This is a genomic window from Salmonella sp. SAL04213, assembly GCF_046550535.1.
GTDB lineage: Bacteria > Pseudomonadota > Gammaproteobacteria > Enterobacterales > Enterobacteriaceae > Salmonella > Salmonella enterica.
On the sequence record NZ_JBGDXS010000001.1, the window covers coordinates 588,981 to 605,451 of the forward strand.

The window sequence follows — 16,471 nt, forward strand, 5'->3', positions numbered from 1 at the left end:
TTGCGCTACCGGGCCTGTATCACGCCCCTTTTCTCGCCGCCTCATAGGCGGAAAGCGTTGCGATTCTCGCCTGTTTGTGCTCCACAATAGGCCGAGGATAATCAAGCACGACTCCCGCTTTTTCCGCCCACCGCCACGGCTCGTGAATCGCTTTTCCAGGGATATCGCGTAATGCCGGTAGCCACTGGCGGATAAATTCGCCGTCGCGATCGAACCTCTCTCCCTGAGTCGTGGGATTAAAAATACGAAAATAAGGCGCGGCATCAGTACCGGTTGAAGCGGCCCACTGCCAGCCGCCATTGTTGGCGGCAAGATCGCCGTCAATAAGCTGCGACATGAAATAGCGCTCCCCCAACCGCCAGTCAATCAGCAGATCTTTTACCAGAAAGCTGGCGGTAATCATGCGTAAACGGTTATGCATCCAGCCCGTCGCGTTAAGCTGGCGCATCGCCGCATCGACAATGGGATAACCGGTTTCGCCTTTCTGCCATGCCTGAAAATAGTGCGGGTTCTCCTGCCACGCGACGCGTTTTGTCCAGCGGATAAACGGCTGGTGTTTGCATAATGCCGGATACCAGGTCATTAAATGGCGGTAAAATTCCCGCCAGATGAGTTCATTCAACCAGACGCTTCCCGGCCCGCCGTCCAGCGCCTGCGGCTGCTCCGCCAGTAATCGGTGCAGGCACTGTCGCGGCGACAGGCCACCCGTCGCCAGGCTGGCGGAAAGCCGACTGGTGCCGTCGACCGCAGGGAAATCCCGCCGTGACTCATACTCGTCTGCGCCCTGCGCGCAAAACTGACGTAGCTGCGCGATGACCGCGTTTTCTTCCACCGGGAAAAGCGCGGCGTCAAACGCCTGTTGCGGGTAGTTAAGCGAGACTGGCGTTAAGGGTGTAGAAAGCGCGCCGCTCACCCGGATCTTCGGGGCCGGAACGCATGGCGGAATATCCTCTTTTAGCCGTTTCAACCAGGCGTTTTTAAACGGTGTAAAAACTTTATACATTTCATGATTGCCGGTCATCACCGCGCCGGGCGCCAGAATCACGCTATCGTCAAAGCCTTCGCAGATGACAGATGGCAGCGTTTTTTCCACCGCCGCATCACGCTGACGCTCGTTAAACTCATACTGATAGTTATAAAACAGATGGCTGACGTCATGCTGTCGGCAAACGTTTTTAACCGTCTCAATACTGGCGTTAAAATCCGCCACTTCATGAAACAGCAGCGGAATGCCTTTCTCTGCAAGGGCCGTCTGTAGCGCATTGAGCTGCGCGCTGATGAATGCCGCCTGCCGCGGCGCCATATCATGAGCCTGCCACTGCGCGGGGGTGGAAATATAAAGCGCCAACACCCGCGCGGATGCATCGCGGCAGGCGGCGGCCAGCGCAAGGTTATCCTGTAAACGCAGATCGCGCCTGAACCAGACTAAATGGGTGGGCATACAACTCCTGAAAGATGAAACGTCACGGCGAATAGCGTTAAACAGTGTAGACCCTGGCGCATAAAAAAACCGCCAGCGTGGCGGCTGACGGTTTTTTCAGGCTGGTCGCGATTAATAAAAGTCGCAGGTGGCTTTTTCAGCCTGCGCCATCCATACCGGTTTATCACTGGTTTTCGACCAGACACGGTGCAGATAACTATAAAAACGCGCGCGGTCTTTCCAGAAGAGCATTACCGGCAGCGCCAGCACGCCTGCGATCACCGCGAAAGCACGACGGGCAAAAATGACATGCGCCGGATAGTCTTTATAGTGTTCCATACGTTTCCCCCCTTTATACCGACGCTACCCGCCCCGGTATAGATTGAATCGGTGAATAGCACCGAAAAATTGAACCTCGTTACCTGATTAAAATAGTACCGCTTTCGGTGTAATTTTACTACTCATCCGACCACTTATTTTCACGCTTTTCCAGCAGATTTACATTCAAAGCGTAAATTAGTTACAAAAAGGTTAAATTAATACTAATCATTAGTTAAATAATGGTCTTTGCCATTTTTATACTTTTTTTACACTCCGCCCGCCAATTTTTGCGAAATCTTTGCAGCCAAAAAATTACCTTTCTCAGGAGTAAAACAATGCCACTGGAGGTGCTCTGTGAGTGCAGGCGTGATAACCGGCATCGTGCTGGTTTTCTTACTTTTAGGTTATCTGGTCTATGCCCTGATTAATGCGGAGGCGTTCTGATGGCCGCGCAAGGATTTTTACTGATCGCCAGTTTTTTACTGATTTTATTGGTACTGGCGAAACCGTTGGGTTCGGGCCTGGCAAGGCTCATCGCCGCCGTTCCGTTGCCGGGCGTGGCTGGCGTTGAGCGTATCCTCTGGCGGACTCTTGGCATTACCGACCACGAAATGAACTGGCGTCAGTATTTACTGGCGCTACTGACGCTCAATCTGCTGGGACTGGGCATCCTGTTTTGCCTGCTATTCTGGCAGGAGTGGTTGCCCTTAAATCCGCAGCGGCTACCGGGGCTGTCCTGGGATCTGGCGCTGAATACCGCCGTCAGCTTTGTCACCAATACCAACTGGCAAGCCTACAGCGGCGAAAGCACGCTGAGCTACTTTAGCCAGATGGCCGGGCTGACGGTGCAAAATTTCCTGTCGGCGGCGACCGGGATTGCGGTGGTTTTTGCACTTATCCGCGCCTTTACGCGCCAGAATGTGCACACGCTGGGTAATGCCTGGCAAGATCTGGTACGCATTACGCTATGGATATTATTTCCTGTCGCGTTAATTATCGCGCTGTTTTTTATCCAACAGGGCGTACCGCAAAACCTGTCGGCTTATCAGCCCATCACCACTCTTGAAGGCGCTAAACAACTCTTGCCGATGGGGCCGGTTGCTTCGCAGGAGGCGATCAAAATGCTTGGCACTAACGGCGGCGGTTTCTTTAACGCCAACTCTTCGCATCCGTTCGAAAACCCCACCGCGCTCACTAATCTGGCGCAGATGCTGGCGATATTTTTGATTCCAGCCGCGCTCTGTTTCGCCTTTGGCGAAGCGGCGGGCGATCGCCGTCAGGGACGCGCGCTACTGTGGGCAATGTCATTCATTTTTGTGGTCTGCGTAGCGGTAGTGATGTGGGCGGAAGTTCAGGGAAATCCACATCTGTTGGCGGCAGGCGCGGACAGTAGCGTCAACATGGAGGGTAAAGAGACACGCTTTGGCGTGCTGGCCAGCAGCCTGTTTGCCGTCGTCACGACCGCGGCGTCCTGCGGGGCGGTAAATGCCATGCACGACTCGTTTACCGCTCTGGGCGGTATGGTGCCGATGTGGCTGATGCAAATTGGCGAAGTGGTCTTTGGCGGCGTCGGTTCAGGGCTGTACGGCATGTTGCTGTTTGTCCTGCTGGCGGTGTTTATCGCGGGGCTGATGATCGGTCGCACGCCGGAATATCTGGGGAAAAAAATCGACGTGCGCGAAATGAAAATGACCGCGCTGGCGATCCTGGTCACGCCGATGCTGGTCTTGTTGGGTTCGGCGCTGGCGATGATGACGGATGCCGGACGCAGCGCAATGCTGAACCCTGGCCCGCACGGTTTTAGCGAAGTGCTATATGCCGTCTCCTCTGCCGCCAACAACAACGGTAGCGCCTTTGCGGGTCTGAGCGCTAACTCGCCTTTCTGGAACTGTTTGCTGGCGTTCTGCATGTTCGTCGGCCGTTTCGGCGTGATTATTCCTGTCATGGCCATCGCCGGATCGCTGGTCAGTAAAAAAGTACAGCCGGCCAGTCAGGGAACGCTGGCGACACACGGCGCGCTATTTATTGGACTGCTCATCGGCACGGTACTGCTGGTCGGCGCGCTGACGTTTATTCCTGCCCTGGCGCTTGGCCCGGTAGCGGAACATTTCTCTTTACCTTGAGCGATGCGGAGTACATTGATATGAGTCGCAAGCAACTGGCGCTGTTTGAACCTGTTTTACTCGTACAGGCGCTAACGGATGCTGTAAAAAAATTAAGCCCACGCGCCCAGTGGCGTAACCCGGTGATGTTTGTGGTCTGGGCCGGCAGCGTGCTAACCACTCTGTTAACGCTCGCTATGGTAACAGGACAAATAGCGGGAAGCGCCTTGTTTACAGGGGTGATCAGCCTGTGGTTATGGTTCACCGTACTGTTCGCCAATTTTGCCGAAGCGCTGGCGGAAGGCCGCAGCAAGGCCCAGGCAAACAGTCTGAAAGGAGTGAAAAAGACCGCGTTCGCTCGCCGCCTGCGCGCCCCGCGCCATGATGCGCAGGCCGATAACGTGCCCGCCGCTGAACTGCGGAAAGGCGACATTGTCCTGGTCAAAGCGGGCGATATTATTCCCTGCGACGGCGAGGTCATCGAAGGCGGCGCCTCGGTGGATGAAAGTGCGATTACCGGCGAATCCGCGCCCGTGATCCGCGAGTCCGGCGGCGATTTCGCTTCTGTCACCGGCGGCACGCGAATTCTTTCCGACTGGCTGGTGATTGCCTGTAGCGTCAATCCTGGCGAAACCTTTCTTGATCGGATGATCGCGATGGTGGAAGGCGCACAGCGGCGGAAAACGCCTAACGAGATTGCCCTGACGATTTTGCTCATCGCCCTGACCATTGTCTTTTTGCTGGCGACCGCCACCCTGTGGCCCTTCTCCGCCTGGGGCGGTAACGCGGTCAGCGTCACCGTGTTGGTGGCGTTGCTGGTGTGCCTGATCCCCACCACCATCGGCGGGCTACTCTCCGCCATTGGCGTAGCCGGAATGAGCCGAATGTTGGGCGCGAACGTCATCGCCACCAGCGGCCGCGCCGTAGAAGCCGCGGGCGATGTCGACGTGTTACTGCTGGATAAAACCGGCACTATCACGCTCGGCAACCGCCAGGCGTCCGATTTTATACCCGCCCGAGGGGTGGACGAACGCACGCTGGCTGACGCCGCGCAGCTCGCTTCGCTGGCCGACGAAACGCCGGAAGGCCGCAGCATTGTGATCCTCGCCAAACAGCGCTTTAACCTGCGTGAACGCGATGTGCAGTCGCTTCATGCCACCTTTGTTCCGTTTACCGCGCAAAGCCGCATGAGCGGGATTAATATCGATAACCGGATGATCCGTAAAGGCTCGGTGGACGCGATTCGGCGTCATGTCGAGAGCAATGGCGGCCATTTTCCCGCCGATGTCGAGCAAAACGTCGAGAACGTGGCGCGTCTGGGCGCGACGCCGCTGGTGGTCGTGGAAGGCGCGCGCGTACTGGGTGTTATCGCCCTCAAGGATATCGTTAAAGGCGGCATTAAAGAACGTTTCGCCCAGCTACGAAAGATGGGCATTAAAACGGTGATGATCACTGGCGATAACCGCCTGACGGCGGCAGCGATTGCCGCCGAAGCCGGTGTGGACGATTTTCTTGCCGAAGCCACGCCGGAAGCCAAGCTGGCGTTGATCCGTCAATATCAGGCGGAAGGACGGCTGGTCGCCATGACCGGCGACGGCACTAACGATGCCCCGGCGCTGGCGCAGGCTGACGTCGCGGTGGCGATGAACTCCGGCACCCAGGCGGCAAAAGAAGCCGGTAATATGGTGGATCTGGACTCTAACCCGACCAAGTTGATTGAAGTGGTGCATATCGGTAAGCAGATGCTGATGACGCGCGGCTCGCTCACCACCTTCAGTATCGCGAATGATGTAGCGAAATATTTCGCCATTATTCCCGCCGCGTTTGCCGCTACCTATCCGCAGCTAAACGCGCTCAACGTGATGGGGCTGCATTCGCCGAACTCCGCCATTCTGAGCGCGGTGATCTTTAACGCCCTGATTATCATTTTTCTGATCCCGCTGGCATTAAAAGGCGTGAGTTATAAGCCGCTTTCCGCATCGGCCATGCTGCGCCGTAATTTATGGATCTATGGTCTGGGTGGTCTGGTGGTGCCGTTTATTGGCATCAAAGTGATTGATGTGCTGCTGACCCTGCTGGGTCTGGCGTGAGGTGTATGATGATCGGTTTACGTCCTGCTTTTTCGACAATGTTATTTCTGCTGTTATTGACCGGCGGCGTGTATCCGCTTCTGACCACGGCGCTGGGGCAGTGGTGGTTTCCCTGGCAGGCTAATGGCTCGCTGATTCATAAAGACAATGTGATACGCGGCTCAGCGCTTATCGGACAATCGTTTACCGCCGCGGGTTATTTTCATGGCCGGCCCTCCGCCACCGCCGATACGCCTTATAATCCATTGGCGTCGGGCGGAAGCAACCTGGCCGCCAGCAATCCCGAACTGGATGCGCAAATACAGGCCCGCGTCGCCGCGCTACGCGCCGCTAACCCCCAGGCGAGTTCCGCGGTTCCGGTTGAGCTGGCGACGGCGTCGGCAAGCGGGCTGGATAATAATCTGACGCCCGGCGCCGCGGCATGGCAAATCCCCCGCGTGGCGGCGGCTCGCCAGCTTCCCGTTGAACAGGTCGCGCAACTGGTTGCAGAATATACGCACAGGCCGCTGGCGCGCTTTCTTGGGCAACCGGTGGTGAATATTGTTGAGCTTAATCTGGCGCTGGATGCGCTACAGGGACACAGAGCGAAATGAACGACGAACCCTTGCGTCCTGATCCGGATCGCTTGTTGGAACAAACGCCCCCGCCCCACCGGGGGAAGTTGAAAATTTTCTTCGGCGCCTGCGCAGGCGTCGGAAAAACCTGGGCGATGCTGGCGCAAGCGCAGCGGCTGCGAGCGCAGGGGCTGGATGTGGTGATCGGCGTGGTAGAGACGCATGGCCGTAAAGAGACCGCCGCGCTACTTGACGGGCTGACCATTCTGCCGCCAAAACGTCACTCGCACCGGGGGCGGCAAATCCGCGAATTTGACCTGGATGCCGCCCTCGCCCGACGTCCGGCACTGATTTTAATGGATGAGCTGGCGCACAGTAACGCGCCTGGCTCACGCCATCCTAAGCGCTGGCAGGATATTGAAGAGCTGCTGGAAGCGGGAATCGACGTTTTCACCACCGTGAACGTACAACATCTGGAAAGTCTGAACGATGTGGTGAGCGGCGTCACGGGGATTCAGGTGCGCGAAACCGTCCCCGATCCCTTTTTTGATGCCGCCGATGAAGTCGTACTGGTCGATCTGCCGCCCGACGATCTGCGCCAACGGCTCAACGAAGGTAAAGTGTATATCGCCGGTCAGGCGGAACGCGCTATTGAACATTTTTTCCGCAAGGGCAATCTGATCGCCCTCCGCGAGCTGGCGCTACGCCGGACAGCCGATCGCGTGGACGATCAGATGCGCGCCTGGCGCGCGCATCCGGGCGAAGAAAAAGTATGGCACACCCGCGATGCGATTTTACTGTGTATCGGGCATAACACCGGCAGCGAAAAACTGGTGCGTACCGCGGCGCGTCTGGCCTCCCGGCTCGGCAGCGTCTGGCACGCCGTCTATGTCGAAACGCCAACGTTACACCGCTTACCGGAAAAACAACGGCGGGCCATTTTAAGCGCGCTGCGCCTGGCGCAGGAGCTTGGCGCGGAAACCGCCACCCTGTCCGATCCCGCCGAAGAGAAAGCGGTCGTGCGCTATGCCCGCGAACATAATCTGGGGAAAATCGTCATGGGCCGCCCGGCGTCGCGACGCTGGTGGCGACGTGACGCTTTCGCCGACCGTCTTGCCAGGCGCGCGCCGGATCTCGATCAGGTGATCGTCGCGCTGGAAGAGCCGCCAGCGCGCGCGTTGGCGCAAACGCCTGATAACCGACCTTTTAAAGAGAAATGGCGTGGGCAGATTCAGGGCTGTCTGGTCGCCGTGGCGCTTTGCGCCATCACCACGCTTATCGCTATGCAGTGGCTTGTCACCTTCGACGCCGCCAATCTGGTGATGCTCTATTTGTTGGGTGTAGTGGTGATTGCGCTGCTTTACGGACGCTGGCCGTCGGTGGTGGCGACGGTGATTAACGTGGCGAGTTTCGATCTCTTTTTTATCGCGCCACGCGGTACGCTCGCCGTTTCGGACGTGCAATATTTGCTGACCTTTGCCGTGATGCTGACGGTAGGTCTGGTGATTGGCAATCTTACTGCCGGGGTGCGCTATCAGGCGCGCGTCGCCCGTTATCGGGAACAGCGTACCCGCCATTTATATGAAATGTCTAAAGCGCTGGCCGTCGGGCGTAGCGAACATGATATCGCCGCGACCAGCGAGCGGTTTATCGCCTCGACGTTCCAGGCGCGCAGCCAAATTTTATTACCTGATGCTAACGGTAAGTTGCTGCCTCTCACCCACCAGCAAGGCATGACGCCGTGGGACGACGCAATTGCGCGCTGGAGTTTTGATAAAGGCCAGCCTGCCGGCGCAGGCACCGATACCCTCCCTGGCGTGCCTTATCAAATCCTGCCGCTGAAAAGCGCCGATAAAACGTACGGTCTGGCTATCGTCGAACCGGGTAATTTGCGTCAGTTAATGGTGCCGGAGCAGCAACGCCTGCTGGAAACATTCACTCTGCTTGTCGCCAACGCGCTGGAACGACTGACGCTGACCGCCAGCGAAGAACAGGCGCGTCTCGCCAGCGAGCGAGAAAGTATTCGCAACGCTCTGCTGGCGGCGCTGTCGCATGATTTACGCACGCCGCTGACGGTATTGTTCGGCCAGGCGGAAATTTTGACGCTGGATTTAGCCAGCGCAGGATCGCCCCACGCGCGTCAGGCCAGTGAAATCCGCCAGCATATTCTCAACACCACCCGGCTGGTGAATAATTTGCTGGATATGGCGCGTATTCAGTCCGGCGGGTTTAATCTTAAAAAAGAGTGGCTGACACTGGAAGAGGTCGTCGGGAGCGCGTTACAGATGTTAGAGCCGGGTTTATTGCATCCGATTACATTGTCGCTGCCGCAACAGTTAACGCTTATCCATGTCGATGGCCCCTTATTTGAGCGTGTCCTGATCAACTTGCTGGAAAACGCCGTTAAGTACGCCGGGCCGCAGGCCAGTATCGGCATTGATGCTGCGGTTAAGGACGATCGTTTACAACTGGATGTCTGGGATAACGGGCCGGGTATTCCTGCGGGGCAAGAACAGAAGATTTTCGATAAGTTCGCCCGCGGCAACAAAGAGTCCGCCGTCCCCGGCGTGGGGCTGGGGCTGGCGATTTGCCATGCTATCGTAGAGGTACACGGCGGCACGCTTACCGCCTATAATCGACCGCAGGGCGGCGCCTGTTTCCGTGTGACGCTGCCGCAAGGAAAGCCACCTGAACTTGATGATTTTCATGAGGATATGTGACAAACGTTCTGATTGTTGAAGATGAACAGGCCATCCGCCGCTTTCTGCGCGCCGCGCTGGAAGGCGACGGCCTGCGCGTGTATGAAGCTGAAACATTACAACGTGGTTTACTGGAAGCCGCCACGCGAAAGCCCGATCTGATTATTCTCGATCTCGGCCTGCCGGACGGCGACGGAATCGATTTTATTCGCGACCTGCGTCAGTGGAGCGCAATACCGGTGATTGTCCTTTCCGCCCGCAGCGAAGAAAGCGATAAGATTGCCGCGCTTGACGCCGGAGCTGATGATTACCTGAGCAAGCCATTCGGCATTGGCGAGTTGCAGGCGCGTTTGCGTGTCGCGCTGCGACGGCACGCCGCCAGCCCTTGCGCCGATCCGATCGTCCGCTTTTCCGGCGTGACGGTCGATCTCGCCGCACGGTTGATCCACCGTGGCGACGAAGAAATCCATCTGACGCCGATTGAGTTCCGCCTGCTGGCGGTATTACTCAATAATGCCGGCAAGGTATTAACCCAACGGCAGTTATTAAACCAGGTCTGGGGCCCTAACGCCGTGGAGCATAGCCACTATTTGCGCATCTATATGGGACATTTACGCCAGAAACTGGAACAAGATCCCACCCGCCCACGCCATTTTATTACCGAAACCGGAATTGGCTATCGCTTTATGCCATGAATAGCTATTCATTATTTTTAAATAACTTCTAATTTTTATGTCATTTATTTTCGGCGTCGCGAATAATTATTTTCGCGGCGATATTATATTTTATGGAGAATATAAAAAACATATAATTAACATTTAAGAAACAATCCGTTATTTCACAGCGCGATATGCATAATCGCCGACTAATTATTTTTCAAATGATCGTTTTTTGTTGATCTGGTTCACAGATTGCTGGCGCTTCCTGGATAAAATATCCATGCTTTCAATAAATCAATGAAAGGACCTCAAAATGGAAAATAATAATCGTTTTATGCCCCATATAAGGCGGACAACGCATATTATGATGTTTGCCCACCGTAATAGTTTCGACTTTCATTTCTTTAATGCCCGGTAGTTTTTCTGCTACGGGTACTTCAGCATACAGGTCTTTCCGACCCTTATGTCATTCAGGTCTATTGCCTAAATAACTCGAATTGTTAAAAGCGACAGTACGGTAATTCCTTTACGCCCAGCCAGCTAACTATGTGGTTTGACAGAAGAAATTCCGACTCAGCGCAATTTTAGTTATCGCGGTTTCTGCCTGTATATCGTAGTACTCAACTCCTTAAATCCTGAATTTCCTGCAACCGGACGGGTTGGGATTTATTACATCTAAAATAAAGCTAATTTACTGATTTTTTTATCAGCGGGATAGCTTTGATTTTTTCCGGAAGAATCAGTTTCTCATGCGAGAAATTGAGGGCCTGCTATTACCTGAAATAAAGAGATGAAAAATGTCAGAATTAAAAATTGCCGTTAGCCGTCATTGCCCGGATTGTTTTTCTACACACCGTAATATTGTAAATGTTGATGAGAGTCGTTTCATCGACGTGGCTGCCATCGTGTTATCCATCGACGACATTGAACACGGAAAACTCGATGAAATCGACGCAACGGGTTACGGTATTCCCGTGTTTGTCGCGACTCATGACGAAGGGCGCGTACCGCCTGAGTATTTGCCGCGTATCTCTGGTGTATTCGAATATAATGAATCCCGTACTGCCTTCTATGGTCGCCAGTTGGAAACCGCGGCAAGCCACTACGAAACGCAGTTACGTCCGCCGTTTTTCCGCGCGCTGGTGGATTATGTCAACCAGGGCAACAGCGCATTTGACTGCCCGGGGCATCAGGGCGGCGAATTCTTCCGCCGTCATCCTGCCGGTAATCAGTTCGTGGAATACTTTGGCGAAACGCTCTTCCGCTCCGACCTATGCAACGCGGACGTGGCGATGGGCGATCTGCTGATTCACGAAGGCGCGCCTTGCATTGCGCAGCAACATGCGGCGAAAGTCTTTAACGCCGATAAGACCTACTTTGTGCTGAACGGGACCTCCTCCTCTAACAAAGTCGTACTCAACGCGCTGTTAACGCCGGGCGATCTGGTACTGTTTGACCGTAACAACCACAAATCTAACCACCACGGCGCATTATTGCAGGCGGGCGCAACGCCAGTTTATCTGGAAACCGCGCGTAACCCGTATGGTTTTATCGGCGGGATCGACGCTCACTGCTTCGAAGAAGATTACCTGCGCGAGCTGATTAGCGAAGTCGCGCCGCAGCGCGCCCGCGAAGCACGTCCATTCCGTCTGGCCGTCATCCAGTTAGGCACCTACGACGGTACCATTTATAACGCCCGTCAGGTCGTCGATAAAATTGGTCATCTGTGCGACTACATCCTGTTTGACTCCGCCTGGGTCGGCTATGAACAATTTATTCCGATGATGGCCGATTGTTCGCCGCTGCTGCTGGAACTGAACGAAAACGATCCGGGTATTCTGGTGACGCAGTCCGTTCATAAACAACAAGCCGGTTTCTCCCAGACCTCGCAGATCCATAAAAAAGATAGCCATATCAAAGGGCAATCGCGCTACGTTCCGCATAAGCGCATGAACAACGCCTTTATGATGCACGCCTCCACCAGCCCGTTCTATCCGCTGTTCGCCGCGCTGGACGTTAACGCCAAAATGCACGAAGGCGTCAGCGGTCGCAATATGTGGATGGATTGCGTGGTTAACGGCATCGATGCCCGTAAATTGATCCTCGAAAACTGTCATCACATCCGTCCGTTCGTACCGGAACTGATTGATGGTAAGCCGTGGCAGTCATACCCGACGTCAGAGATCGCCAGCGATCTGCGCTTCTTCCACTTCGTTCCGGGAGAACACTGGCATGCGTTTGAAGGCTATGCCGAACATCAGTACTTTGTCGACCCTTGCAAACTGCTGCTCACCACACCGGGCATTAATGCAGCGAGCGGCGAATATGAAGACTTTGGCGTTCCTGCCACGATCCTCGCCAACTTCCTGCGCGAGAACGGCGTTGTGCCGGAAAAATGTGACCTCAACTCCATTCTGTTCCTGCTGACGCCGGCAGAAGATATGGCGAAGTTACAACAGCTTGTCGCCCTGCTGGCTCGTTTCGAAAAACTGCTGGAAGCTGATGCGCCGTTAGCGGAAGTATTACCGTCCATCTACAAACAGCATGAAGCGCGTTATGCCGGCTACACCCTGCGTCAGCTTTGCCAGGAGATGCACGATCTCTATGCGCGGCACAACGTGAAACAGCTGCAAAAAGAGATGTTCCGTAAATCGCATTTCCCGAAAGTCAGTATGAATCCGCAAGAGGCCAACTATGCCTATCTGCGCGGCGAGGTCGAACTGGTTCGCCTGCCGGAAGCGGAAGGTCGTATCGCGGCTGAAGGCGCTCTGCCTTACCCGCCGGGAGTGCTGTGTGTAGTTCCGGGTGAAATCTGGGGCGGTTCTGTCCTGCGTTACTTCAGCGCCCTGGAAGAAGGGATCAACCTGCTGCCGGGCTTTGCGCCTGAACTGCAGGGCGTTTATATCGAAGAACACGACGGCCGTAAGCAGGTCTGGTGCTACGTCATTAAACCTCGTGACGCACAGCGCTCCCTGCTGAAGGAGGAAAAATTATGAGTAAACCTAAATCCAATAAAATGGGTGTCGTGCAGCTCACAATTCTGACTATGGTCAACATGATGGGCTCCGGGATCATCATGCTACCGACCAAACTGTCTGAAGTCGGCACGATATCCATTATCTCCTGGCTGGTGACCGCCGTCGGCTCGATGGCGCTGGCCTGGGCGTTTGCGAAATGCGGTATGTTTAGCCGTAAATCCGGCGGCATGGGCGGTTACGCCGAATATGCCTTCGGTAAATCCGGCAACTTTATGGCGAACTATACCTACGGCGTCTCGCTGCTGATCGCCAACGTGGCTATCGCCATCTCCGCTGTCGGCTATGGCACAGAGCTGTTCGGCGCCGCGCTGACGCCGCTCCAGATCGGCCTGGCGACTATCGCCGTATTGTGGGTTTGTACCATCGCAAACTTTGGCGGCGCGCGTATTACCGGACAGATCAGTAGCGTTACCGTTTGGGGCGTCATCATTCCGGTTGTCGGCCTGTGCATCATTGGCTGGTTCTGGTTTAGCCCCAGCATGTACGTAGCGTCATGGAACCCGCACCATGTTCCGTTCTTTAGCGCGGTCGGTTCTTCCATCGCCATGACGTTGTGGGCATTTCTTGGACTGGAATCCGCCTGCGCCAACGCAGACGTGGTCGAGAATCCGGAAAAGAACGTCCCCATCGCGGTACTGGGCGGTACGCTGGGCGCGGCGGTCATCTATATCGTTTCGACTAACGTGATTGCCGGGATTGTGCCGAACATGGATCTGGCGAACTCCACGGCGCCGTTTGGTCTGGCGTTTGCACAGATGTTCACGCCTGCGGTAGGTAAAGTGATCATGGCGCTGATGGTAATGTCCTGCTGCGGCTCGCTGCTGGGCTGGCAGTTCACTATCGCTCAGGTCTTTAAATCCTCCGCTGACGAAGGCTATTTCCCGAAAGTCTTCTCTCGTGTAACGAAAGTCGACGCGCCGGTTCAGGGGATGTTGATTATTGTGATTATTCAGACTGGCCTGTCGCTGATGACCATTAGCCCGTCGCTGAATAGTCAGTTTAACGTCCTGGTTAACCTGGCGGTGGTGACGAACATTATTCCGTATATTCTGTCGATGGCCGCGCTGGTTATCATTCAGAAAATGGCGAATGTGCCGTCATCAAAAGCGAAAGTCGCTAACTTCGTGGCCTTCGTTGGCGCCATGTATAGCTTCTACGCGCTATATTCCTCCGGTGAAGAAGCCATGCTGTACGGCTCAATTGTGACCTTCCTCGGCTGGACGTTATACGGCCTGGTCTCACCGCGTTTTGAATTGAAAAATAAACACGGCTGATGGCGCGCCCGGGCTGCGGTAACGGTAGTCCGGGCATTTTCACTCTTTGAATAAGATAATAGAAATGAGTAATCCAGAACGGGAAGTCACTGATATAGCAGAAATACTGGCTATTCTCAGTAAACACGAAGTGTGTCGGATAGGGTTTAACGACAATCTCTGTCCGTATGTTGTCCCCGTAAATTTTGGCTACGAGTATCAGAACGGACGCTGGATATTTTATTTTCACGGCGCACGCACCGGGAAAAAGATGCGTCTGTTACGTAAGAACCCGGCAGTATGCATTGAAATGGACGGCGACCATGCATTACTACGTGCCGATGACCCCTGTGATTATAGCTACGCCTACACCAGCGTTTTCGCCACCGGACTGGCATCGATATTGCAAACGCGCGAGGAGATGCGCCACGGCCTGGACGTCATTATGCGCCAGACCGATCCGGGAAAAACCTTCAGTTATCGGGAAGATATGATGAAAGCGGTTTGCGTGGTGCGTATTGAATGCGACGCCCTCACCTGCCGCCGACATCTGGCGACTCAGAGCGAATAAGTCAGATATCACAAGCGCCTTATCCGGCCTGGAGGCGGTTTACAGGCCTGATAAGCGCAGCGCCGTTAATACAAAAAAGGAGCCGTAAGGCTCCTTTTTCTTCCATATCGCCCATCAGGCGTTTTTCAATACTTCGCTAACGATTTCAACGGCTTCTTTCTCAATCTGCTTGCGATGCTCTTCCCCCAGGAAGCTTTCGCAATAGATCTTGTAAGCGTCTTCCGTACCGGATGGACGCGCGGCGAACCAGCCGTTGTCGGTCATTACCTTCAGGCCGCCAATCGATGCGCCATTACCCGGCGCTGCGGTAAGACGCGCGGTGATCGGGTCGCCTGCCAGCGTGCTGGCGCTGACCATTTCCGGAGACAGTTTAGACAATGCCGCTTTCTGGGCCGATGTCGCTGCCGCTTGCAGACGGTTATAGCTCGGCGCGCCAAAACGCGCTGCCAGTTCATTGTAATGCTCTTGCGGGTTTTTCCCGGTAACGGCGGTGATTTCCGCCGCCAGCAGGCACATGATGATACCGTCTTTATCGGTAGACCACGGCGTACCGTCGAAACGCAGGAACGAAGCGCCCGCGCTCTCTTCCCCGCCGAAACCAAAGCTGCCGTCGAACAAACCGTCAACAAACCATTTGAAGCCTACCGGCACTTCCACCAGCTTGCGTCCCAAGTCATTCACCACGCGGTCAATCATCGCGGAAGAGACCAGCGTTTTACCGACAGCCACGTCTTTGCCCCACAGCGGACGATGCTGGAACAGATAGTTAATGGCGACCGCCAGATAATGGTTCGGGTTCATCAGCCCTGCAGGCGTCACGATGCCATGACGGTCGTAGTCCGGGTCGTTGGCGAAGGCCAGGTCAAACTTGTCACGCAGCGCCAGCAAACCCGCCATCGCGCATTCGGAGGAGCAATCCATACGGATCGCGCCATCTTTATCAAGGTGCATAAAGCGGAAGGTTTGATCAACCTGATCGTTAACTAACGTCAGGTTAAGTTTGTAATGCTCAGCGATACGTTTCCAGTATTCAATACCGGAGCCGCCCAGCGGATCGACACCCAGCGTCAGACCGGCTTTCTGAATCGCCGCCATATCAACGATATCCGCCAGCCCTTCGACAAACGGCTGTACCAGATCTACCGCTTTAACGTGGCCCGAGGCCATAGCCGCATCCAGAGAGATGCGCTTAACGCCTTGCAGGCCATCCGCCAGCAGCGCATTGGCGCGATCTTCTACCACTTTAGTGACGTTGGTGTCCGCCGGGCCGCCATTGGGCGGATTATATTTAATACCGCCATCTTCCGGCGGGTTGTGCGACGGCGTAATGACAATACCATCAGCCAGCGGGCCGCCTTTTTTGTTATGGACCAGGATAGCATTTGACACGGCAGGCGTTGGCGTAAAGCCATTATTTTCCTGCACGATAACGTCTACGCCGTTTGCCGCCAGCACTTCCAGCACGGAAATGAAGGCCGGTTCCGAGAGCGCATGGGTGTCTTTCCCCACATAGCAGGGGCCGGTAATGCCATTTTTCGCCCGCTCTTCAGCAATCGCCTGGGCGATCGCCAGAATATGCGGTTCGTTGAAACTGTGACGACCTGCGCTACCGCGATGGCCGGAAGTGCCAAATTTCACGGCATGTTCTGCATTCCCTGCCTCCGGTTTCAGTACATAATACTGCGCCGTCAGTTGGGCGACGTTAATCAAATCACTCTGTTGCGCGGGTTGTCCTGCGCGGTTGTGGATTGCCATTGCCTGGTC

At 55.2% G+C, this 16,471-nt stretch carries 13 protein-coding genes; 10 read left to right on the top strand and 3 right to left on the bottom strand.

The features are described 5' to 3' along the window. Window positions 1-19: 19 nt before the first annotated feature. Window positions 20-1,441: a deoxyribodipyrimidine photo-lyase gene (gene phrB / locus ACLJPQ_RS02905; RefSeq protein ID WP_023208421.1), complete on the bottom strand. Its 1,422-nt coding sequence runs from the start codon at window positions 1,439-1,441 to the stop codon at window positions 20-22. Between the two features lie 111 nt (window positions 1,442-1,552). After that, entirely contained in the window at window positions 1,553-1,759 is a 207-nt protein-coding gene (locus ACLJPQ_RS02910) for a YbfA family protein (protein ID WP_000401433.1), read from the bottom strand. Between the two features lie 336 nt (window positions 1,760-2,095). Here ACLJPQ_RS02910 and kdpF point away from each other — a divergent pair, with 336 nt between their 5' ends. The 10 genes from kdpF (at window position 2,096) to ACLJPQ_RS02960 (ending at window position 14,707) form a co-directional block, all read left to right on the top strand. Beyond that, the gene (gene kdpF / locus ACLJPQ_RS02915) at window positions 2,096-2,185 is read left to right on the top strand and encodes a K(+)-transporting ATPase subunit F (RefSeq protein WP_001670793.1); all 90 of its coding nucleotides are present in this window, start codon (window positions 2,096-2,098) and stop codon (window positions 2,183-2,185) included. Next, a complete protein-coding gene (gene kdpA / locus ACLJPQ_RS02920) occupies window positions 2,185-3,864 on the top strand; it encodes a potassium-transporting ATPase subunit KdpA (RefSeq protein ID WP_000730078.1) in 1,680 nt (559 codons plus the stop codon). The genes kdpF and kdpA overlap by 1 nt, the downstream gene beginning before the upstream one ends. A 20-nt stretch (window positions 3,865-3,884) precedes the next feature. Continuing rightward, the gene (kdpB, locus tag ACLJPQ_RS02925; protein ID WP_000088034.1) at window positions 3,885-5,933 is read left to right on the top strand and encodes a potassium-transporting ATPase subunit KdpB; all 2,049 of its coding nucleotides are present in this window, start codon (window positions 3,885-3,887) and stop codon (window positions 5,931-5,933) included. A gap of 8 nt (window positions 5,934-5,941) precedes the next feature. Beyond that, on the top strand, window positions 5,942-6,526 hold the full coding sequence (gene kdpC / locus ACLJPQ_RS02930) for a potassium-transporting ATPase subunit KdpC (protein WP_000579804.1): 585 nt from the start codon (window positions 5,942-5,944) through the stop codon (window positions 6,524-6,526). Continuing rightward, complete coding sequence (gene kdpD, locus ACLJPQ_RS02935) at window positions 6,523-9,207, top strand: two-component system sensor histidine kinase KdpD (RefSeq protein WP_000997487.1); 2,685 nt, start codon at window positions 6,523-6,525, stop codon at window positions 9,205-9,207. The genes kdpC and kdpD overlap by 4 nt, the downstream gene beginning before the upstream one ends. Beyond that, a complete protein-coding gene (gene kdpE / locus ACLJPQ_RS02940; protein ID WP_000186053.1) occupies window positions 9,204-9,881 on the top strand; it encodes a two-component system response regulator KdpE in 678 nt (225 codons plus the stop codon). The genes kdpD and kdpE overlap by 4 nt, the downstream gene beginning before the upstream one ends. 277 nt (window positions 9,882-10,158) lie before the next feature. Then, complete coding sequence (gene speFL / locus ACLJPQ_RS02945; RefSeq protein ID WP_015632840.1) at window positions 10,159-10,263, top strand: leader peptide SpeFL; 105 nt, start codon at window positions 10,159-10,161, stop codon at window positions 10,261-10,263. Window positions 10,264-10,642: 379 nt separating this feature from the next. Then, window positions 10,643-12,841 (top strand): ornithine decarboxylase SpeF, encoded by a 2,199-nt coding sequence (speF, locus tag ACLJPQ_RS02950; protein ID WP_001292402.1) that lies wholly within the window; start codon window positions 10,643-10,645, stop codon window positions 12,839-12,841. Beyond that, window positions 12,838-14,157 carry a putrescine-ornithine antiporter gene (potE, locus tag ACLJPQ_RS02955; protein ID WP_000042658.1) on the top strand — a complete coding sequence of 440 codons (1,320 nt, stop codon included), beginning with the start codon at window positions 12,838-12,840 and terminating at the stop codon, window positions 14,155-14,157. Before speF ends, potE begins: the two co-directional genes overlap by 4 nt. A gap of 64 nt (window positions 14,158-14,221) precedes the next feature. After that, on the top strand, window positions 14,222-14,707 hold the full coding sequence (locus ACLJPQ_RS02960; RefSeq protein ID WP_000070053.1) for a pyridoxamine 5'-phosphate oxidase family protein: 486 nt from the start codon (window positions 14,222-14,224) through the stop codon (window positions 14,705-14,707). A 114-nt stretch (window positions 14,708-14,821) separates the two neighbouring features. Here ACLJPQ_RS02960 and pgm read toward each other — a convergent pair whose 3' ends face one another. After that, window positions 14,822-16,462, bottom strand: a complete 1,641-nt coding sequence (gene pgm / locus ACLJPQ_RS02965) for a phosphoglucomutase (alpha-D-glucose-1,6-bisphosphate-dependent) (protein ID WP_000974372.1) — start codon at window positions 16,460-16,462, stop codon at window positions 14,822-14,824. Window positions 16,463-16,471 lie beyond the last annotated feature (9 nt).